The sequence below is a fragment of the Streptomyces sp. NPDC048664 genome (genome assembly GCF_040650555.1).
Classification (GTDB): domain Bacteria; phylum Actinomycetota; class Actinomycetes; order Streptomycetales; family Streptomycetaceae; genus Streptomyces.
In genome coordinates, this window is the sequence record NZ_JBEZHK010000053.1 from 1 (window position 1) to 20,682 (window position 20,682).

Sequence of the window (20,682 nt, forward strand, 5' to 3'; positions counted from 1 at the left end):
AACACCACACACCTGAACACCACCGCACCACACACGAAAACGGCGCCCGGGCGCGCACGTGCACACGGCACGTGGCAACGCCGAGGCGCCGGACGACTACGTCAGAAAAGATCCCTGCCAGCGGCCTTGATCCAGCCGATGAGTGACCGCACCGTCGCGTAGTCCAGCTCCGCCACCTGGACCATCGCCTGCAGATCTCGCGGGCCCACCGGCACGCGTGCCGCGTCCAGGGCGCAGTACAGCAGCACTTGATGCGCCTGCGTGGCCGTAAGAGCCCTGCCCGGAACCATCTGCACCCTGAACTCCTCTGCGACGGGCAACGGAGGCGTGATGTTCATATCTCTGCCACTGCTCCAGATAGACGACAGGAACGAGAGAACGGTCAAGTAGGGGGCCGGGGTGGCGCGAGCGAACGGGCCAGGCCGAGATCGACCTGGCCCGTACACGGCACCTGCTACTGCGTCACGCTGATGGCCTGCGAGGCCTGGGACTGCGCGACCGCGTACGGCGAGCACTGGTTCACCGCAGCCGACTCATTGTGCGCGTTCACGTGCGCGACCTTCTTCGAGATGTTGCTCATCTTGGAGAAGTTGAACGAGAACCTCCCCAACGCCTCCCGACCGGGCAGCAGTTCCGCGGTCTCGGCCTCAAGCTCAAGCTGGTCCATGTCCATTGGAAAACCCTTTCAGCGTGTTCGAAGGAAATACGTCGTCACGCCGGCCGCGCCGCCACCTTCGCGTCGCCCACCGGCCCGCGCCGCAAACACAGTCCGAACGACGGGAGTCCAGCCGTACAGCCGGATCATGCGGGAACCCGGTTGCACGGTCGGGCGCTACGGAGGCAGGCCTCCTCCACCCACCCCGTCGTCCAACCTGACCGGACAATCTGTCCGGAGATCCTGGACAGTAGCCGAATCGGAGAAAGAAAAGCAAACCCCCCAAACGCGACAGACATCCAAAACCGTACAGCAGTTCACATACGTGAGAAACGGACGGTGAAGGGCCGGTCGGGGGCGCCGGGGAGGTTCGGCGACGGTCTGCGCCAGGCGGCCGGTGAGGCCACATCACCCCCCAGCCTTCGGGCAGACGCGCGCCAACCCCGCCTGGAACGGCCTCTCCACCGACTGCCTGCGGCGCCTGACGGCTTCCGAGTTCGCGCCGGAGTCCGTCGACCTGGCGATCATCACGCATCCGCACACGGACCACGTCGGCTGGAAAACCCGGCTGAAGAAGGACTGTTGGGCGCCCACCTTCTCCAACGCCCGTTATCTGACCAGCCGTACCGAGTGGAACCAGCGAGCCGCCGACGTCCCCGACGGCGGAACGGAGATCGCCGACGGCATCCGGCTCATCCCCGCGCCCGGCCACACCCCCGGCCAGATCGCCGTGGAACCCCGCGGCGGCGACCGCTCGGCGCTGATCACCGGCGACACAGAGTCCACCACCCGCTCCCTCGCCTCTGCCCCCGGGGCGTAAGGGGCAAGGGGCCCCTTCCGGATGCCCGCGTGGACGCGGTCCGGCAGCCCGGCGTCGCGGTACACCGCGCCCGTCGTTCGTCCGCGGCGTCGTCGCGTGGCCGGTCGCGCAGTTCCCCGTGCCCCTTGGGGGCGCGCACCGTTCCGGAGCCGGTCGGAACAGGATCAGGGGCTGTCATGCTCGCCGCGTCCCGACACGAACGGGTGCGCGTGTTTCTGGGGCCAGGCCCGCCGATGTCGGCCTCCGTGTTCACCACTCTCCCGGAGGAGACGACAGATGGCCGAGACCACCGCGCCCCGCCCCGGCGCGACCCAGGAAGAGCCCGAAGAGGCCCGGCACCACAGTTCCGAGCGGCTGGTGTTCTTCTCGGACGCGGTGATAGCCATCGCCATCACGCTGCTCGCGCTGGAACTACCCATCCCCGGCGAGGGCGTCCACGGCAATGCGGGGGTGCTGCGGTTCCTGCACGAGCATCTGCCCGAGTACCTGGCGTTCCTGGTCAGCTTCACGACCATCGCCACGCACTGGATGGCGCATCAGCGGCTCTTCCGGTACGCGACCGGGACCAACGGCCGGGTGGTCCGGTGGAACCTCGTGTGGCTGCTCATGATCGTGAGCATGCCGTTCACGACGCGGCTGCTGACCAGTGAGGCCGACGCCTTCCAGGTCCAGTTCACCATCTACGCGGCCGCCCAGGCACTGGCCGGGCTCTGCCTGACCGTGGCCTTCGCCGGTGTGCTGAAGTCCGGCCTGCTGCGGCCGCGGACCCCGCCCGCGGGGGTGGCGGACGCGCTGGCCTGGGTCACCACCATGGTCGTGACCTTCGTGCTGTCCATCCCCGTCGCGCTGATCACGCCCTGGGCGTCCCTGTGCTGGGTCCTCTTCCCGCTGGTACGGATCGCCCTTCGCCCCGTCGAGCGCCGCATCGCCGACACAGTGGGCGCCCTGAACGCCACGGGCCGGGACATCGCGTCGGTCTGAGGCGACTACCCCCTGGGGACCGGCAGGACGTCCGGGCGGAGACCGCCGTCAGTAGACCCACCGGTAGGCCGCGGCCACCGACTCGTCCTCCAGCCCGGCCACCGCGTCGGCCTCCCCGAGGCGGACGGCGGTCACCGCGTCGGCCAGGACCGGTCCCAGGGCCTCGCGCAGGGTCCCGTCCCCACGGAACTCGCCCACGGCTTCCCGCAGTGTCGTGGGCAGCCGGCGCACCCCCAGGGCCTCGGCCTCAGCCCCGGTGAACCGTGCGGGATCTCCCGTGACCTCCTGAGGCAACGTCATGCTGGACCGCAGGCCGTCGAGCCCGGCGACCAGCAGGCAGCCGAGGGCGAGATACGGGTTGGCCGCGAGGTCGACGGGCTTCACCTCCAGGTTCGCGGCCCGGCCGCCCCGCCCCGTCGTACCCGTGATCACACGCACCGCGGCCTCGCGGGTCTCACGACCCCACACGGCGAAGGCGCCCGCCCACCGCGAGGGCCTGAGCCGCAGATAGCTGGCCGGGCTCGGCGCGGTCACCGCCGTGAGGGCGAGCATGTGGGCGAGGAGTCCGGCGGCGAACGACTCGGCCTCGGCCGTCATGCCGTAGCGGCGACTGCCGCCCGAGTGCAGGTTGGTCCCGTCGCGCCAGGCGGAGAGATGGACGTGGCCGCCGTTGCCGACACCTCCCGCGGTGACCGCCGGCGCGAACGAGACCCTCAGCCCATGGTTCGCCGCCACCGCCCGGATCGTCTGGCGCACCAGGACACTCCGGTCCGCGGCGTCCACCGGATCCAGCGGACCCACCGACACCTCGAACTGCCCGGCCGCGTACTCGGGGTGGACCTGCTCCACGTCCACGCCCTGCGCGGCCAGCGCCGCCAGAAGCTCCACGACGTAGTCGCTCAGTTCGATCTGCCGTGTGGCGCCGTACGCGGGACCCGATGTCGCAGGAACGAACCGGTCATCCGTCCCCGACCTCAGCCCGATCATCCATTCGATCTCGATGGCCGCCTCGAAGGTGAGGCCGTGCTGCCGGCCGGCATCCGCGACCACGCGCCGCAGGAACGTCCGCGCGCACGCGGGATGCCGCTCGCCCTCCTGGGTGATCCGGTCGACCGGGGCCCACGCCCAGCCCGGCTGCCCGGCGAGGACCACCAGCCGGTCCAGGTCGGGAAACAGGCGGAGATCACCGTCCGGGGAGCCGAGCTCACCGGCCCGGACGATGGAGTCGTCGGCGAGGAAGGTGTCGAACACCGGGGACATCCCCACGCCCCAGGCCGTCGCCTGCTCCAGCCGGGCCGTCGGGATGGTCTTCACTCGTGTGACACCCGCCGTGTCGACGAAGGCGAGGACGATGCCGTGGACATCGCGCTCGGAGAGTTGCGAACGCAGGGCGGTCGCACGCTCGGCGTCCCCCGGACGCCCACCGGGAACGGGATCGGTATGGGTGGCCACAGGGTCTCCTCGGCGCGTCGCGGCCCGGATCGACCCGTGCGCGGGCCCGTGCGTGGACCCGTACGAGGGGAGAGCTCGTCGCACACACCCGACCGGCATTCCGGACCAGAATCACCCACAGCGGCACACCCTGGGCGGCGCGCCACGCCGTGCGCCGCACGCGCGGCGGACGGCGTGGCGCGCCGCCTGGCGCGAGAGGGGGGCAGCCCTCAGTCCTTGGCCGTGTCCGGACACGCGGTGCTCGGCTGCGTCATCGTCCAACCGCTGCCGATGACGTGGACTCCCGTGTACGAGCGGGAGTGAGGCAGCGCAAAGGTGGTCCGGGTGGGCGTGGGTGTGGGCGTCGTGGCCGCGGGCCGGGGTCCGGACGGCAGGCGCCCGACGGTGCAGGCCAGTTGGAGTACGGCCCGGTGGCTGAGAGGGGGCACTCCCGAGGGGAGCTGGACGGACACGGTGTCGTCGCCGGCGACCACCACGTCCGGTGTCCTCGCCAGGCGGGGCAGTTCCGTGCCGACTCGCGCGGCCTCGCTCCCGGTCGGTCCGGCGAACAGCAGGCGCACGACCGTCCCGACGTCCTCGGGGTCGGGGACCTGGCGGGAGAGCGCTGTCGGGACGCCGTCGTGCAGGAAGTAGAGGTGCACGGTGGTCGGGGCCGAAGGGTGCGGGCTGGGCGAGAACATGCCGCTCGCCGGCTCCCCGGCCTCGATGACGTCCGACGGGGGCACCCCGCAGCCTGCCAGGGTCAGCGCGGCCACGACCCCGGTCGCCACCGCCGCCACGCGTACGCCCTTCACTGCGCGCGCAGTGCTCATACGGCACCTCCGGCGTCGTCGGCGGTCGCGGAGTCGCGGTGCAGGGGCAGTTCGACCGTGAACGCCGCACCGCCCCCCGGACGGTTCGCCGCGCTGATGCGCCCCCCGTGCAGGCGCACGTTCTCCGCCGTGATGGCGAGCCCCAGCCCGCTGCTCTGGCTTCTGCTCCGTGTGGTGCTCGCCTTGTAGAAGCGTTCGAAGATGTGCGGCAACGCCTCCTCGGCGATGCCCGGTCCGCTGTCGGTCACCTCGATGACCGCCCACGCCACACCGTCGTCCTCCTGCCGGCTCCTCATGGTCAGGCGCACCGGTGTCGCACCGTGCCGTAGCGCGTTGCCCGCCAGGTTGGCCATGACCACATCGAGCCGGCGCGGATCCACCCGGGCCCGGAGCGCGCCGGGACGGGGCAGATCGGTGTCCACCAGACCCGTCCACCCGCGGGAGGCGAGGGTGCGTCGGACGGACTCGGCCAGGTCGATCTCGTCCGGATTGAGGGTGACCGCGCCCGCGTCGAAGCGGGAGATCTCCATCAGGTCCTCCACCAGTGTGCTGAGCCGGCCGGTTCCCTCGCTGATGAGCCGCAGCGCGTCGCCCGTCTCCTTGCCCAGGTGCGGAGCGTTCTCGTCCAGCACATCGGTGACGGCCGACATCGCCGCCAGCGGCGTTCGCAGCTCATGGGAGACGTCCGCGACGAAGCGGCGCGCCTGTGCCTCCAGGCGGCGCAGCTCCGCGACGGATCGTTCCAGCGCCGCCGCCGTGTCGTTGAAGGACCGTGACAGGTCGGCCAGTTCGTCCGAGCCGTTGACGGCCAGCCGGACGTCGAGGTGGCCCTCGGCCATCCGGCGCGTCGCCCGGCGCAGGGCGCGCACGGGACGCAGTACGCCCCTCGCGGCGATCAGTGCCAGGACGACGGCGAGTGCCAGCGCCACCAGGGTGGCGTGCTCGATGCCGCTGATCATCGCGTCGACGTAGGCCTGTTCGGTGTCCTGCGGCACCACGAGGTACATCACGATGCCCGAGAGCCGGGACTCCGTGTCCGCTCCGGAGTTGTACGTGACCGGCATTCCGACGACGAGTTGGGGATGGCCGTCGAAGGTCACCCGCTGGAACACTGCGGCGCGCCGGGTCTGTGTGGACCGCCGCAGTTCCGGGGTGAGCTTGTTGAACCCGTCGAAGGTGCCGGTCGGCGCATCGGCGTGGAGATGGCCGTAGGTGGCCTGGAGCCACCATCCCTGTCCCTCGTTGGCATAGAACACCTCGTCCACCGCCGCCTGCAACTGCGCCTGGCTCGGTGCCATGGGTGTGTGCGCGGCCACGGAGTCGACGCTCGCGCGGAACTGCCGGATGACGGCGTCCTGGCTCTGCTGGAGCACCCCCGTGCGCGCTTCGCGGAACGCGAGGGCTCCCGTGCTCAGGGCGCTGACGACGGCCACCAGGGCGAAGGCCACCACGAGCCGGAAGCGCAGACCGCGCAGCGGGAGAGGTGCACGTGACAGGGCGGCCCGGAGGAACCGCGGGCGTGCGCGGCGCTGTCCGTCCGCCGGGGGCTCACGATCGCGTCCGGTGATCCGCGCCCACGGCGCGGTCCACCCTCTCATCGGGGGCCGAAGCGGTAGCCGAAGCCGCGCACGGTCTGGATGTACCGGGGATCCCCGCTCAGTTCACCGAGCTTGCCGCGCAACCGCCGCACGCAGGCGTCCACGAGCCGTATGTCCCCGTGATAGCTGTGCTCCCACACGGCCTCCAGCAACTGCTGGCGGCTGAAGACCTGGCCGGGTGAGGCCGACAGGGTCAGCAGCAGGCGCAGCTCGGAGGGGGCGAGGGCGACGGCTTCGCCGTGGTGTGTCACCTGGAGTCCGGCCCGGTCGATGGCCAGGTCGCCGTGGGTCTGCGTCCTCGGCCGGACGACGGCGGAGACCGGCGCGTCCTGTCGGCGCAGCACCGCTCGTATACGCGCGTCGAGCACCCGGGCCTGCACCGGCTTGACCACGTAGTCGTCCGCGCCGGCCTCCAGCCCGACGACCACGTCGACGTCGTCGCCCTTGGCGGTCACCATGATGATCGGCACCTGGTCGCGTGCCCTGATCCGCCGGCAGACGTCGAGGCCGGAGATGCCCGGCAGCATGAGGTCGAGCACGACGACGTCCGGGTGGAAGGAACGGAGGTGTTCCAGACCCTCTTCACCGGACCCGGCGGCGGACACCTCGTGACCCTGGTGTCGGAGCCCCAGCTCTACGGCCTTACGGACATCCGGGTCGTCTTCGACTATCAGGACTCGTGGCACGGCGACAGTGTAAACAGACCCTTTCGGGTGACCGGCCTGAGCGAGGGCCCCGCCCGGGAGCTGTTACAGAAGGATCACATCGGGCGGCCGCGCGCCGGTGCCCCGCCGTTGACCGGGGTCGATACGGCGAGAGCGCCCCGAAACCACCCGTTGCCGTTTCGTGATCATTCGAACCAGGGGCGGTCATGTGATCTGACCAGCCTGAACGGTCATGCGATCGGCACGAGAACCGGAATCCACGTCGTTCACGCGCGTCCCCACCAGGTCCCCCGAGGGCCGCGGCCGTCGGCGCCCGCCCTCGGGGCGTGGTCGGCGCGGGCCGTCCCGCCGTCGCGGCCGTCCGCGTGGGCGGGGCCGGAAGTGCCTGGTCGGCGTACTGGTGGTGGCCGTCGGAGTGCTCGGCTCCCTGGCGTTACTCCTGGGCGGCGGGCGCGGTGAGGTGCGCGACGGCACGCCGAACGGCCGGTCGACCGACAGGGCGACCGGCGAGTCGACCGCCGCGTCGGCCTCACGGGAGACGGTGCGCACCGCGCCCACGGCCACCGCTGCGACCGGCGCCGCCCCGACGTCGACTCCTGCCGTCGAGGTCCCTTCGAGGGGCAGCGGCGGATTCGTCACCGCGCACGCCAGTGGCGCGAAGGTCGGCCTGGGCTCGCGCCCGCTGCGTTACGTGGTGGAGGTCGAGACCGGGCTCGATGTCTCGCCCGCGCAGGCGGCGCACGAGATCGAGGGCATTCTCGGTGCCCCGCGGGGCTGGACCCATGACAGGAGTCGCGCCTTTCAGCTGGTGAGCCAGGGGCAGGCCCACGATCTCAAGGTGGTGATAGCGACACCGGCCACGGCGGACGCCCTGTGCTGGGCCGGCGGCAGGCTGGACACCGAAGGTGAGTACAACTGCGAGATCAAGAGCGGTGTGGTCGTGAACCTCAAGCGCTGGGTCCAGGGCTCGCCCATGTTCGACGGCCCGATCCATGACTACCGGGCTCTGATCATCAACCACGAGATGGGGCACTTCCTCGGCTTCGGGCACATGACGTGCCCGGGACCCGGCCGACCGGCCCCCGTGATGATGCAGCAGATCAAGGGGCTGCACGGCTGCGTCGCCAACGCGTGGCCCTACGACAGCAGTGGGCACCTCGTCTCGGGGCCGCCCGCACCGTGAGATGGCCCCGACGCCCGACGCCCCACGCGCACCGGCGGTCGTGACTCACAGACCCAGATCGACGGCCAGGCAGGAGAACGACCTCCATGACCCCTCGGGGTCGTAGGCGTGACGTGCGGGGTCGCCCGCCGTCGCCGGCCGCTCCTCGGTCATGTCCTCGTACCGGATCCGCGGCGGGAGCGCCCCGAACCTGGCCCGGCGCGCCGTGGCACCGCTGTCCACCGTGTCCTCGGTTGTCATGATCGAACTCCGTTCGGTCGCCGATTCGTCACCTGTTAGCAAGGTGACTCCGAGCGAACTCCTGCTACCGACAGGTCGTGATGCTCAATTTCGTCACCATTCTGACAGGTGACGAAATCGTCGGCAAGGGGCACGCCCACAGCCCACGCCCCGGGCCCCGGTCGCCGCCGGACGTGGCTGGACCGGTCGGCTTCCGCACGGTGCTCGGATCACGCGGGTCCGTCGGCGGGTCCGCCGAGTGACAGCCCTCGGCTCCCGACCGTCGCGTGCCGCCCGCACCGCCGAGTTCCGTGCGGCGCATCGCCGCCCCCTGCGCTCGAAGGCGAGGACAACGGCACCGGCCCCCCGTCGAGTTCGCGGCGGTCGTCCGACCCCTCGCCCACCCGGAGATACCCGGTGTGCCGTTTCGGCCTCACCCGACTGCGAACTTCGCACTCAGAAAGTCCTGTTGGCCTCGTTGACATGCCGTGAGCGCACACGTTTCACTCGACACTCGTGCATGGCAACGTTGTCAGGCCGTCCCTTGCCGCCGACGCCGTTGCCTGTCGCCGGCTTTCCCCGTTCTTCGGCACGTCAGCACCTCATGTGCGAAGCCCGAACCGCTGTGGAGGCAATCGATGGTCCGACCTCGACGTACAGCCGCGCCACGTATCCGAAGGAGATTTCGCCAACGCCTGGCGGTGGTCGCCGTCCTGGGCCTCGCCGTCCTCCCGCTCCCGGCGGTCGCGGGCGCCGAGGCCGCGACCGCCGCGCCGCCGCCCTTCGTGAAGGACCCCGCCTCCCTCGTCAATCCCCTGATCGGCACCTCCGGCGCGGTGGACACCTTCCCCGGGCCCGACATGCCGGCGGGCATGGTGCAGTGGGGCCCCGACACGACCCCCCACCGGCCCGACGGGGGCGGCTACGAGTACAACGACACCAAGCTCTCCGGATTCAGCCTCACCCACGTCTCCGGTCCCGGCTGCGACGTCGCGGGCGACCTGCCGATCCTGCCGGTGACCGGGGCCCTGTCGGGCAACCTCGGCACCACCTCCGTCGGTTTCGGCCACGACGACGAGCAGACCGGCATCGGCTCCTACCAGGTCCGCGACGCGAACGGGGTCAGGACCCAGCTGACCGACACCACCCGCGCGGGTCTGGGCACCTTCACCTTCCCTGCAGGACAGCAGGCGAACCTGCTGTTCAAGCTCAGCGGGGGCGCCACCGAGGTGGACGGGACCCGGGTCCAGGTGGTGGGCAGGAAGGAGATCAGCGGCTCGATCGACAGCGGTCACTTCTGCGGCGCGAACAACCGGTACACGCTCCACTTCGACATCAAGTTCGACCAGCCGTTCACGGCGAGCGGCACCTGGAGCGGCGGCACCATCACCCCCGGCGCCACCTCGCTGAAGGCGGGCAAGGCCCGGCAGAGCCTTCCGGCGCAGCCGTCCGAGCCGCTCAAGGAGAGGCACTTCACCGTTCCCGCCGTGCCGTCCCCGACGGTGCACGGGCGCGGCGGCGCACCCACCGGCACGCCGTCCGCCGCACCGACTGCCCCCGCCGCGACCGGGGCCACCGGAGGCAAGGCCGCCCAGCCGCCCACGTCGGGTGCGAACGGCATGTATCTGACGTTCGACACCTCCTCGAACCCGACGGTGCGCGCGAAGGTCGGCATCTCGTACACGAGTGACGCGGGCGCGGCCGGCAACCTGGCGGCCGAGATCAGGAACTGGGACTTCGACGCCGTCGCACGGGCGAACCACGACGCCTGGAACACGGTGCTGAACAGGATCCGGATCGGCGGCGGATCCTCGGACCAGCAGGCTCAGTTCTACACCGCGCTCTACCACGCGCTGCTGCACCCGAACGTCTTCTCCGACGCCGACGGCCGGTACATGGGCATGGACAACCAGGTCCACAAACTGGCCAAGGGCCAACAGGCCCAGTACGCCAACTACTCGGGCTGGGACACCTACCGCTCCCAGACCCAGCTGATGGCGATGGTCGAGCCCAAGGTCGCCAGTGACGTCGTCACCTCGATGCTGAACGGCTACGACCAGACCGGCCTGCTGCCCAAGTGGGCCTCGAACAACGGCGAGAGCTACGTCATGGTCGGTGACCCGGCCGCCGGGATCATCGCCGGAGCGTACGCCTTCGGCGCCCGTGGCTTCGACACGGACAAGGCGCTCGCGGCCCTCCAGCACGAAGCCACCGTCACCAACAACGACCGCCCCGGCGAGTCCGTACGGGACGCCAAGGGCTACCTCCCACTGGACGAGAACGACTACAACTGCTGCAACTTCTACGGCCCCGTCTCCACCCAACTGGAGTACGACTCCGCCGACTACGCCCTGGCCGCCTTCGCCAAGGCGCTCGGCAAGACGTCCGTGTACCGCAAGTTCGCCACCCGCGCCCAGGACTGGATGAACGTCTTCAACCCGCAGACCGGCTACATGCAGGGCAGGAACAAGGACGGCCAGTTCGCCGGCGGGTTCACCCCGGGCACCTCCAACGGCTTCGTGGAGGGTACGTCGGCCCAGTACACGCCGATGGTCCCGTTCAACCTGAAGCAGCTCATCCAGGCGCGCGGCGGCCAGGAGGCGTACGCGTCCTACCTGGACAGCCTGCTCGGCAACATCACGCACCCCGGCAACACCAACGCCGACCTGAGCAACGAACCCAGCGTCGAGATCCCGTGGGAGTACGCCTACACCGGCCGCCCCTGGAAGACCCAGGCCGCCGTGCGCCAGGCGCAGCGGGACCTGTACTTCAACGCGCCGGTCGGTTCGTTCGGCAACGACGACCTCGGCGCGATGAGTTCCTGGTATGTCTGGTCGGTGCTCGGCATGTATCCGCAGACCCCCGGTGCCGACACCCTGGTGCTGGGCAGCCCGGTGTTCCCGGTGGCCGAGGTGACTCCCGCGGGCGGCGGGACGGTCCGGATCAACGCGCCGCAGGCGGCTCCCGACGCGCCGTACGTGCAGTCGCTCACCGTCGAGGGCGCGGCGTGGAACGCCTCCTGGCTGACCTACCAGCAGTTCAGGAGTGCGGGCACGGTCGACTTCACGCTCGGCACCAGCCCGGACACGTCCTGGGCGTCCGGCCCCTCGGCGGTGCCGCCGTCGGACACCACGGGCGGCGACCGGGTGCTGGCCGCGACCGGCCCCTCCAGCGACGGTCTGGTGCTCCAGCCGGGCGCGTCGGGTGACGGCACCCTGGAGCTGACCAACCTCGGTGGCAAGGACGTCACGGTCGACTGGAAGGCGGTGGCACCCGCGGGCGCCTCGCTGGACACCTCCGCCGGCTCGGTGAAGGTGCCCGCGTCGGGCAACGCGCGGTCGGCGTTGCACGTGGTGGCGGGCGCGAGCGAAGGAACCTTCCCGATCACGCTCACGCTCACCGACCACAGCAGCGGTGCCGCGCTGGGCGGGGCGACCCTCCGCGTGGCGGTGGCCAAGGCCGGCGCGCTGTGGCCCTTCGCCACCAACGAGGGCGTCTATCCCGACGGCGCGCACTTCTCGGGCGGCCTCGACAACGGCGGTTGGGCGCTCTCGCAGAACGCGCTGTCGGCGGCGGGTGTAACGAGCGGCTCCACCGTCACGGCCGACGGCATCGCCTACACCTGGCCGACGGTGGCGTCCGGCAGGTTGGACAACGTGGAGATGGCGGGCCAGACCATCCCGATGCCGTCCGGCACCTCGGGTGCGTCACTGGGTCTGCTGGGCACGGCGACCGACGCGCCGACCGACGGCAGCGGGGTCGCGGGCACGCTGACCGTCACCTACACCGACGGCACCACGTCCAAGGCGACGGTCGGCTTCGCGGACTGGACCCTCAACGCCGGTTCGAGCAAGCCGCTTCCGGGAGACACGACGGCCGTCACGACCGCCTACCGGAACACCGGCGGCGGAGGCCGGGACACCGTGAAGGCGTACGTGTTCGCGACCAAGGTCCCGCTCGACGCGTCCAAGCAGGTGGCGTCGATCACCCTGCCGGTGACGGGCTCGACCGGCGCCGACCACCTGTTCGCCTACGGTTTCGGCCGGTGAGGCACGAGGGGAGTTGACGGCGGCGGCCCGGTTCCCGGGCGTGTTCCGGGAACCGGCCCGCCGGCCGTACGAGGTCGACGCCGTACGAGGCCGCCGGCGTCGACCGGCGTCGGGCCGGACGCCGCACCAAGACGCCCCGTCAGGGCGGCCGGGCACGGTCTCACCGGCCGCCCACGGCTCCCACTCTGGGTTCGGGCGCCGTCCGCGAGGCGAGCGCGGCCAGTCGCCGCAGTCCGGCCCGCCGTTGCACCAAACCCAGGCCGGTGACCGCCGCGCCGAGCGCCAGCCAGCCGGCCGGGCCCGCCGTCATCACCGCACCGGTCAGCAGCAGCGGGCCGAGGGACTTCTGGACCGACTGGGACATCCCGGCCACCCCCAGGTAGGAGGCCCGCGCACGGGGCGGTGCCAGGCTGACCGCCAGTTCCCAGGAACTGACCGAGCGCAGTAGTTCGGCCAGGGTGACCAGCAGGGCGGCGGCCAGCATGGCGAGCGAGGCCGACCAGGACCCGCCGCCGGTGACCACCGCCAGGACCAGGCAGCAGGCGGCCAGCGTCACGCCGTACCAGCCCACCGCCGCCAGCGCCCCGCGCGGACCTTCGATCCACGCCGAGACCCGGAGCTGCAGGACCACGACGAGCACCGTGTTGAGCACCAGGAAGGCGGGGACGACGCTGTGCGGCGCGTCGGTGTGGTGCACGAGCCACAGCGGCAGGCCGACCGCGAGGACCGAGTCGTCCAGGTTCATCGGGATGTCGAGCAGGACGAAGAGCATGTAGCCCCGGTCCCGCCAGGGGCTGGAGGAGTCCGGCGGTTCGTTCGCGGCGCCGTCGTCGTGCCGCGCCACGATCAGGCCGTGCCCCTCCGGCTCCCGCGTCCGCCGGACCAGTGCGGCGGCGAGCACGAAGGACAGCACGTCGGCCAGGATCAGCGCGCGGTAGGCGGTCACGGTGCCGATGGCGAGGCCGAGCGCGGCGACGCCCGCACCGAGCGCGTATCCGGCGTTGGCGACACTGCGTGACAGGGCCTGGTAGGTAGCCCGTTGGTCGCCCGCGACCCGGGTGGCGAAGAGCATCTCGAGGGTCTTGGCCGCTCGTTCTCCCAGGCAGGTGAGGGCGACCACGGGCAGCAGGGCGGCGAAGTCGTCGGCGACCAGCAGCAGGGACATCGTCGCCAGGCGCAGCAGATGGCAGCCGATCAGCAGGTCACGCACCGCGAACCGTTCGGCGGCCCGGCCGGCCAGCGGTGACCCGGCTATCCCCGCGAGTGCCCCCACCCCCAGGAGAAGACCGAGCCGGCGAGCGTCCAGTCCGTCGACGAAGGTGAAGTACAGCACCGAGGCCGCGGCCCACACGCCCGTGCCGGTCCGGTCCACACACTGCGCGAGCAGCATGATCCGCGCGTCCCGGCCGCCCGGCGGCTTCCGCAGGCGCGCTGTCAGTCCGCTCCTGACCCATGGCATGGCAAGGCCCCCGTTTCACCACCGACATTGAATCTCGACATCAAGATACTTGATGTCGACACAGTTTGGGGGTGGGGGCCGAACGGTGGGCGTCGGGCACCGGGCGACCGGCCGCGTCCCGCTCGGCGCCATGATGTTCCGTGGGATCGTCAGATCGCGTCGATGCTCGGGGCGATCTGGATGGTGCGGCGGTGCACGACGTCGGTGCACCGATCGCAGCGCAGGTCGGGCACGAAGGCGGCCGCGCACGCACGATGAGTCTGGACCAGTGCGGGCCCGTCGGGGGCGAGGAACCAGGTGTGCGCCCAGGCCAGCGCCGTGGCGACGACCGGGAAGAAGGCACGGCCCTTGTCCGTCAGGCGGTACTCGGCCCGGTCGGGCCGCCCCTCGGCGCGTGCCGTCGCCAGCACCCCGAGGGACACGAAGGTCTTCAGCCGATCGGCGAGCAGCGCGGGTGGCGAGCCCAGTGTCCTCTCGAAGTCCGCGAACCGGGTGACGCCGCGGAACACCGCACCGATGAGAGCCGAGGACCAGCGGTTGCCGAGAACCGCCATGGTCTCGGGGAACAGCCCCGCCCGGCCGGGCGCACGGCCGCGCTCCGGGCGCCGCCGGGTCGAGGCCACCGGCACCGAGCGCTCCCACGTACCACTCGGACCCCATGCCGCGTCGATGTCCCGGGCGGCGACGGGCCGCGTGCACGCACCGCAGGAAAGGAGCGGCGCGAACGGGCGCGAGCACGCGGTGTGGACCATCCGGGGCAGCGCCGGAACGCGCGCGGTCACCCACCGCCGTTCCCAGGCCCAGATGGTCAGCAGGACCGGCCACAGGGACCGGCCCCGCGAGGTGAGGAGGTACTCCGCCCGCAGCGGACCGGTCCGGTGGACGTTCCGTTCGAGCAGCCCCTCCGCCGTCAGCGTGCCCAGACGGGCGGTGAGCACGGCGTCGCTGACGGGCAGGGCCGCCCGGAACCGCCCGTAACGCGTGACGCCCAGCATGGCCTGCTGGACGAACAGCAGGGTCCATTCGTCCCCGAGCAGCCCCAGCGTCCTGCCGATGGCGTTGGCCGCGCCGGCCTCGAGGCGGGTGGGCTGCCTGGAGTTCATCGCGTGCTCGTTCCCGTCGGCTACAGACCGACCGCGTGCGCGGCGGTGTCCGCGGTGTGCCAGCGGCGCAGCTCAGCCCCGTCCGCCCACGTGGAGTGCGTGCCGCTGGCGATCCGCTCGGGCAGCCTGAGCTTGCACACCGGCCCGTCCGCCACCCGGGCCGCGTCCAGCACCAGGCAGTAGGAGGCGTCCGCGTTCATGTCGGTCGTGAGGGTGATCAGATAGCCGTCGTCCTCGCCCGTGGAACCGGTCCGCGGAGCCATGGCCGCCTCGCTGCCGTACACGCCCTCGCCGAAGGACAGGCGTTCCTCCGCGCCGGTGCGCAGGTCGTGCCGCACCAGGCCGTCGAACAGGAACCACGACGGCTTGCCGGTGGCGGCCCACGCGTAGCGGTAGGGCCGTCCGCCATGACGGGGGTTGATCATGCCGAACTCGGTGATGCTCTCGCTGAGTTGCTCCTCCCGCACCTGGCCGGTGACAAGGTCGAGGCGCCAGCGGTGCAGCCGGGTCTGCATACGATCGAGGGCCAGGAACCGGAAGGCGCGCTCCCACTTGTCGCCCGTGCCGTTGTCGGCGGGCTCGGGCGCCCCCTGGAAGAAGCCGTCCAGGACGATCTCGTCGCCGTCCTCGTAGGCGTTGGTGAAGTGCAGGACATACGTCGACTCGGCCTCGAACCAGCGGATCCGGTCCGTCCCGCCGCGGCGGGGGACGACCGCGAAGCGGGAGGGCAGGTCGCGGTGGAAGCGCGGCAGATGGACACCCTGGGCCAGAGCGTCGGCCTGCCAGAAGAGCGGGAAGTCGCCCAGGACGGCGTAGTTCTCGGTGAAGGCCATGTCGTGCGGCAGCCGCGGCCCGGGCAACGGCACGTCCACGTAGTGCACGAGTTCGTTGGCGGCGTCGACCACGCCGTAGTGCATGTACGGCGCCTGCTTGCTGTAGTTGAAGAACAGCAGTTCGCCGGTGGCGTCGTCGACCTTCGGGTGGGCGGACACGCCCCACTCGACGGGGAACGCCCCGCCCCAGGTCTCCTTGCCGCGGGTCTCGGCGCTGAACGGGTCGACGCGGTAGAGGTCACCGCACTGGTAGAAGCTGGTCAGGGCCATGCCGCGGTGCACGGTCACATCGGTGCTGGACGCGTCCTTCATACGGCCCCGCGCGCCCCATCCGTCGTAGCGGGGCGCCCACTCCGGCCGTTCCGATATCCCGGCCCACTGTGCGGACCTGGCCTCGATCTCGGTCAACAGGCCGTCCGTGCGCACGAACCGGTTGCGGTAGAACGCCTTGCCGTCGCGGAAGCCCACCACATGCACCATGGCGTCCCCGTCGAAGGGGTGGTAGTTCCTCACCGCGGGGTGGACGGGGTTCTCGGTGTTGCGCAGGTACACACCGTCCAGGTCGGCGGGTACGGCGCCCTCCACCACGTCGAGGTCGTCGGCGCGCCACTCGGTCGTCTGAGGCTTCCAGGGGCCGGTGCGATAGGGGTGGTCGTCGTCCGCGGGCAGCGTGGACAGCAGTCGTCCGACGATCTCGACATCCATGACGCTTCCTCTCCCTCTCGGGGCCGTGCCGGTAGGGGACCTGCGGCGGGTGCCCGGTCGAAGGGCCCGGTCGGCGCTCCGGTGCGAAGCCGACGATCAGGCGCGGTGGCGACGACCTGGTGTCGACGGCCTCACGGGGCGGATTGCGGCCCGAGGCCTTCGTGGGGCGCTTGCCGCGGCCGGGCGGTGCAACTACAACCAGCAGAGTAGCTCTCCTTGATGAAGCACACCGCCCTCCTCGCGGACGCACCCCCCGCCCGGGGGTCCCCGCACGGGAGCAGCGCCGAGAACCTCGCGGTCCGCCTCCAGCGCGGTCTCGCCGAGGCCCCGGGAACCATGGTGAACCGGTCCTGCACCTCCGGTGCGGACTCCGTCGGGCGTATCGCGGCGCGCCTCCGCCGCGGTGAAGTAAGTCTGGCCGTCGCCGGCGGTGTCGAGAAAGTCTCGGCTCGCAATCGCCATCAGGTGCGCCTCGCCCCCGTCCATGGACGCCCATTCCAAGGCCGCCACTCGCCGACCTGTGAAGCCTTCCACGGCACGTCAACGCTCCTCCGTGCAGGCGCGTCGCCTGCACGGAGGAGCGCGGCCGAAGCCTTCAGCTCATCACCGCCCTCACCGAACACCGGGGAGCTGAAGCCTCGGCGACGGAAAATGCGTGCGGGTTGAACAGGGCATTCTGGATATCCGGCCAGAGCAATCCCTTCCGTGCCTCTTCGGGAAAAACGGAGCCGTCCGCCGTCGATGAATTCGACGGCGGACGGCGCGCGCTACCCGGGAAGAGGATGACTAGAGGACCCAGCCGGGGTAGCAGTCCTCGTCGTAGGCGCTGGTGTAGTCCAGGTCGCGGTAGCAGTTCGGGTCCCATGAGCCGAACCGGTCACAGGAGTTCAGCCGGTAGCCGCCCAGCCGCCACGGGCCGCGACCCCAGTGGTGTCGCCCCAGGTCACCGTAGTGACGGTAGTGTCCCGGACCCCGGCCGTGACGGAATCCGAAGTTGCCGTGGCCCCGGTCGTGCAGCGGGGCCGCCGACACTGAGGAGACCGGGCTGTGGAGCGGAGCGGCGATGGCCTGTGCCGACACCGGTGCGATGACAGCCCCGGCTGTCAGCACCGCGACGGCCGCCGCCTTTGCGATGGTCTTCACGTACTCTCCTTTCGGAACAGCAGGAATTCGATCTTTCCCTGCCGCTGCCGCCGACATTACCCCGAATTGCGCGTCTCCTTGGCAATGGTGATCCCCGGTCAGGCGCGTCCGACTGGTCGGCGAACTTCGGAATCGGCAGCTCAGCGGGCGTTTCCGATGGAGTGGGAAGTCTCGGCTCGACAGTCATTCGAAACACCCGTCCAGACGAATTTTCCGCCGTGGCGATATTTTCGGCCCGGTCGGCGTGCGGGGCGAGAAAACGGAACTCCTCCAGGTGAATTGCATCCGTGCACCGCCCCGTGGTTCATGGAGGCGTGAAAGCGCGTCATATTTCGCTCATCAGCGCTTTCTCCGCCGAGGTGCGATGGCGGCCTCGATGGAATTGCCCCGTGTTTCATGGACCCCGATCCGCCCCCCGGGGGACAGTGCACACCGCGGTGGGCCTCGTCCGAGAGCCGCCGAGGCCGGCGGGGCGGCGAACCGCTCGGCACGTCGCGCAGCCGGCAGGTGGCGCGAACGGCGTCCTGGACACCGAGGGCGCCCGGCTTCACCCCTCCCCGCGCGACGCGACCACCAACTCCCGTACCTCACAAGCCGGACCTCACAAGGTGGGGCGCCGCACCGCGGCCCCCGGAGCAGCCGTGCGCTCCTGAATGTGTGTCGTATTTGGGTGGTTTGCTTTTCTTCTTCCGTTTCGGCTAGCGTCCAAGTACTCCGGACGAAGTGTCCGGAGACTTTGGACGCCATGGAGAGGTCATCCTGATGAACGTGGAGCAGCTTGAGGCTGAGACGGCGGAACTCCTGCCCGGTCGGGAAGCGTTGGGAAGGTTCTCGTTCAACTTTTCCAAGCTGAGCAACGTCACGAAGAAGGTCGCGCATGTCAACGCGCACAACCAGTCGGCCGCCGTGAACCAGTGCTCGCCGTACGCGTCCGCGCAGTCCGAGGCCTCGCAGGCCATCAGCGTGACGCAGTCCTGAGCCAGAAGACGCGGGCCGGGCCGGTCGCTACCGGCCTGGCCCGCACTCTTCGTCGTGCCCGACCGAATTCCGGTCACTCTTTTTCTTGTCTTTCGTTGCCGCGTATGAGCGCTCGGATCGCCGTTCGGCGCGTGGCGCGCCCATCCGTCGCTGATACGCCCTTCCCTGGTGTGAAGGAGCTGATCGTGAAGCACCGCAAACCTTCAACTCGCCTTGTTCCGAGGGCTGGAGTCGGCTTCGGCGTCGCAGCCGTCGCTGGGCTGGTCGTGACGGCCACCACCACCCCTGCGGGTGCCAGCCCCGGCGGCGACCGCGACATGGGCGGTGTCGCCATCGCCGTCGACATGGCGCGCAGCCACGCCGACCGGGCCCACCTCAACCAGTTCGACGAGTCCTTCGAGATTCATACATATGGGCCGTCCGTCGCCGTGGCGGCGAACAACCGCGCCACCGCGGAGGCGGTCGGCTGCTCCAGCAGCAACCCCTGCCGCTCGGTCGCGCTCTCCTACCAGATCGTCACCGCCGCCGGTTCGCGCGCGCGGCTGGTCAACGGCGTCAACCTCAGTCGAGCGGAAGCGGTTCACTGCCCGGGCTGCCAGACCTATGCCGCGGCCTACCAGTTCGTGGTCGCCACCCCGCGGGCGTTCAGTCTCAGCGGCGAGGCGCGCGGCCGACTCGCCGCCCTCGACCGCCAGGCCGAGGCGCTACGGGAGTCTGGTCTGCCGATCTCCCAGATCGCTCGCGAGGCGGACCGGCTGGCCCAAGCGGTCAAGGCCGTCCTCGACCACGAGGTGGCTCGGGCGCCGAGGGCGGCCCGCAGCGCTGGCCCGCTCGATTTCGCACCGACCGTGACCATGCGCCGCCACGTCCGCTAGCGCTCCACCTGTCCAGCCCGCCCAACCCGCCAGCTCGCCCGGGGCCGCCGCCATTCGGTGGGCCCCGGGCTTGCCGCATCTTCCCGCACCACACGTATGGAATGAGGTCTCGTGAGCGGTTCTCCTTCTCCGCAAGTGCGTCGTGAGGCACTGGAACTCATCTGCGCCGGACGTTCCGTCGCCGACGTCGCGACGACGCTGGGACTGTCCCGGCAGACGGTCTCACGATGGCAGCGCGGCTGCGCCGCACAGTCCGAGCTGTCACGGGCGCGCGCCCGTATCGAGCAGCTCCAGAACGAAGTGGCGGCGTGCCGGCGGGCTATCGAGCTGCTGAGGGATGTGGTGCCCCCAAAAGGCGGTACGAGGTGATCACGGTGCTGGCGGACTGGGGAATCCCGGTACGGCAGGCGACGGACCTGCTCGACGTCTCCCAGTCCGGCTACTACGCGTGGCGTCGGCGCGGCCCCTCCGCACGTGCGCTGCGGCACGCCTGGTTGACCCGGGTCATCCTCGACATCCATGCCTCGTCGGGCGCGGTCTACGGATATCGCCGCATCCACGAGGAACTGGGACGCCGCTACGGCATCAGCGTCAGCCACGCGACGGTGGAGTTCCTCATGGAGCGGGCCGGTATCCGTGGCCGCCCTGGACGACTGTCCGAGGTGAAGCCGGTCCGGGGCGCGCAATGGGGCCGAAGGTGGGTCGTCGATGTCAGGAGCTGCGTCTCGCCGGGCGGCACGCTGTGCGCCGCGGTCGTGCTGGACACAGCATCACACCGTTTGCTGGGCTGGAGCACAGGAGCGACAGCGAGCGGCCAGCTCGTCCAGCGCGCACTCGGTGAGGCGATCGCGCGGGAGACCCCGGAGCCCGAGGGTGTGCGCACGAGCGCAGGCGGCCCCACCGTATGTGCGTTCACGGAGCACGCACACGCCCTGCGGAAGGCACCCGCGGTCGGGGTCGTCGGCGATGGGTACGATCACGCGATCGCGGAGACCTTCTGGCGCGAACTGCGCGGTGAACTAGGGGTGCTGGGCGACCGCACGGGCGAGGGTGTCGGCGTGGACTTGCCCGAGGAGGAACTCCTGAGGGCCTTCGACCGCTTCACGCGCCACACCGCACCACCGACCGCGTCGGTCAGGTGAAGGGTGGGTC

20 protein-coding genes are annotated in these 20,682 nt (G+C 70.7%); 9 read left to right on the forward strand and 11 right to left on the reverse strand.

Annotation, left to right across the window (positions count from 1 at the left end; all coding sequences use genetic code 11):
• Nucleotides 1-101 precede the first annotated feature (101 nt).
• The gene (locus AB0C59_RS34060; protein WP_363011636.1) at nt 102-290 is read right to left on the reverse strand and encodes a hypothetical protein; all 189 of its coding nucleotides are present in this window, start codon (nt 288-290) and stop codon (nt 102-104) included.
• A 164-nt stretch (nt 291-454) separates the two neighbouring features.
• On the reverse strand, nt 455-673 hold the full coding sequence (locus tag AB0C59_RS34065; protein ID WP_363011598.1) for a hypothetical protein: 219 nt from the start codon (nt 671-673) through the stop codon (nt 455-457).
• Between the two features lie 379 nt (nt 674-1,052).
• Between AB0C59_RS34065 and AB0C59_RS34070 the strand changes: the two genes are divergently transcribed.
• Together AB0C59_RS34070 and AB0C59_RS34075 are read left to right on the forward strand one after the other, a co-directional pair.
• Nucleotides 1,053-1,475, forward strand: a complete 423-nt coding sequence (locus AB0C59_RS34070) for an MBL fold metallo-hydrolase (protein WP_363011600.1) — start codon at nt 1,053-1,055, stop codon at nt 1,473-1,475.
• Nucleotides 1,476-1,751: 276 nt separating this feature from the next.
• On the forward strand, nt 1,752-2,456 hold the full coding sequence (locus AB0C59_RS34075) for a TMEM175 family protein (RefSeq protein WP_363011603.1): 705 nt from the start codon (nt 1,752-1,754) through the stop codon (nt 2,454-2,456).
• Between the two features lie 48 nt (nt 2,457-2,504).
• Here the strand turns inward: AB0C59_RS34075 and AB0C59_RS34080 are convergent, their stop codons facing one another.
• The 4 genes from AB0C59_RS34080 to AB0C59_RS34095 form a co-directional block, all read right to left on the reverse strand.
• Nucleotides 2,505-3,908, reverse strand: coding sequence for a glutamine synthetase family protein (locus AB0C59_RS34080; RefSeq protein ID WP_363011605.1), 1,404 nt, complete (start codon nt 3,906-3,908; stop codon nt 2,505-2,507).
• A 209-nt stretch (nt 3,909-4,117) separates the two neighbouring features.
• Nucleotides 4,118-4,720: a hypothetical protein gene (locus tag AB0C59_RS34085; RefSeq protein WP_363011607.1), complete on the reverse strand. Its 603-nt coding sequence runs from the start codon at nt 4,718-4,720 to the stop codon at nt 4,118-4,120.
• Nucleotides 4,717-6,318: a HAMP domain-containing sensor histidine kinase gene (locus tag AB0C59_RS34090; RefSeq protein WP_363011609.1), complete on the reverse strand. Its 1,602-nt coding sequence runs from the start codon at nt 6,316-6,318 to the stop codon at nt 4,717-4,719. Before AB0C59_RS34090 ends, AB0C59_RS34085 begins: the two co-directional genes overlap by 4 nt.
• Nucleotides 6,315-7,004: a response regulator transcription factor gene (locus tag AB0C59_RS34095; RefSeq protein ID WP_363011611.1), complete on the reverse strand. Its 690-nt coding sequence runs from the start codon at nt 7,002-7,004 to the stop codon at nt 6,315-6,317. The genes AB0C59_RS34090 and AB0C59_RS34095 overlap by 4 nt, the downstream gene beginning before the upstream one ends.
• A gap of 382 nt (nt 7,005-7,386) precedes the next feature.
• Between AB0C59_RS34095 and AB0C59_RS34100 the strand changes: the two genes are divergently transcribed.
• The gene (locus AB0C59_RS34100) at nt 7,387-8,166 is read left to right on the forward strand and encodes a DUF3152 domain-containing protein (protein WP_363011613.1); all 780 of its coding nucleotides are present in this window, start codon (nt 7,387-7,389) and stop codon (nt 8,164-8,166) included.
• 45 nt (nt 8,167-8,211) lie between these two features.
• On the opposite strand, the gene AB0C59_RS34105 is transcribed toward AB0C59_RS34100, so the two are convergent.
• Nucleotides 8,212-8,406, reverse strand: coding sequence for a hypothetical protein (locus tag AB0C59_RS34105; protein ID WP_363011615.1), 195 nt, complete (start codon nt 8,404-8,406; stop codon nt 8,212-8,214).
• 680 nt (nt 8,407-9,086) lie between these two features.
• Here AB0C59_RS34105 and AB0C59_RS34110 point away from each other — a divergent pair.
• Nucleotides 9,087-12,434, forward strand: coding sequence for a lectin (locus AB0C59_RS34110; protein WP_363011617.1), 3,348 nt, complete (start codon nt 9,087-9,089; stop codon nt 12,432-12,434).
• Between the two features lie 160 nt (nt 12,435-12,594).
• Here AB0C59_RS34110 and AB0C59_RS34115 read toward each other — a convergent pair whose 3' ends face one another.
• From AB0C59_RS34115 to AB0C59_RS34125, 3 genes are all read right to left on the reverse strand, one after another.
• A complete protein-coding gene (locus AB0C59_RS34115) occupies nt 12,595-13,893 on the reverse strand; it encodes an MFS transporter (protein ID WP_363011619.1) in 1,299 nt (432 codons plus the stop codon).
• A 149-nt stretch (nt 13,894-14,042) separates the two neighbouring features.
• Nucleotides 14,043-14,996, reverse strand: coding sequence for a helix-turn-helix domain-containing protein (locus AB0C59_RS34120; protein WP_363011621.1), 954 nt, complete (start codon nt 14,994-14,996; stop codon nt 14,043-14,045).
• Nucleotides 14,997-15,016: 20 nt separating this feature from the next.
• Nucleotides 15,017-16,534, reverse strand: coding sequence for a carotenoid oxygenase family protein (locus AB0C59_RS34125; RefSeq protein WP_363011623.1), 1,518 nt, complete (start codon nt 16,532-16,534; stop codon nt 15,017-15,019).
• Nucleotides 16,535-16,753: 219 nt separating this feature from the next.
• On the opposite strand from AB0C59_RS34125, the gene AB0C59_RS34130 reads away from it, so the two are divergent.
• Nucleotides 16,754-17,200, forward strand: coding sequence for a hypothetical protein (locus tag AB0C59_RS34130; RefSeq protein ID WP_363011625.1), 447 nt, complete (start codon nt 16,754-16,756; stop codon nt 17,198-17,200).
• Between the two features lie 120 nt (nt 17,201-17,320).
• On the opposite strand, the gene AB0C59_RS34135 is transcribed toward AB0C59_RS34130, so the two are convergent.
• Complete coding sequence (locus tag AB0C59_RS34135) at nt 17,321-17,677, reverse strand: hypothetical protein (RefSeq protein WP_363011627.1); 357 nt, start codon at nt 17,675-17,677, stop codon at nt 17,321-17,323.
• 762 nt (nt 17,678-18,439) lie between these two features.
• On the opposite strand from AB0C59_RS34135, the gene AB0C59_RS34140 reads away from it, so the two are divergent.
• The 4 genes from AB0C59_RS34140 (at nt 18,440) to AB0C59_RS34155 (ending at nt 20,672) form a co-directional block, all read left to right on the forward strand.
• A complete protein-coding gene (locus AB0C59_RS34140) occupies nt 18,440-18,655 on the forward strand; it encodes a hypothetical protein (protein ID WP_363011629.1) in 216 nt (71 codons plus the stop codon).
• A gap of 185 nt (nt 18,656-18,840) precedes the next feature.
• Nucleotides 18,841-19,530 (forward strand): hypothetical protein, encoded by a 690-nt coding sequence (locus AB0C59_RS34145; protein ID WP_363011631.1) that lies wholly within the window; start codon nt 18,841-18,843, stop codon nt 19,528-19,530.
• Nucleotides 19,531-19,665: 135 nt separating this feature from the next.
• Entirely contained in the window at nt 19,666-19,899 is a 234-nt protein-coding gene (locus tag AB0C59_RS34150) for a helix-turn-helix domain-containing protein (protein ID WP_363011632.1), read from the forward strand.
• A complete protein-coding gene (locus AB0C59_RS34155) occupies nt 19,896-20,672 on the forward strand; it encodes an IS3 family transposase (protein ID WP_363011634.1) in 777 nt (258 codons plus the stop codon). Before AB0C59_RS34150 ends, AB0C59_RS34155 begins: the two co-directional genes overlap by 4 nt.
• The last annotated feature ends 10 nt before the right edge of the window (nt 20,673-20,682 follow it).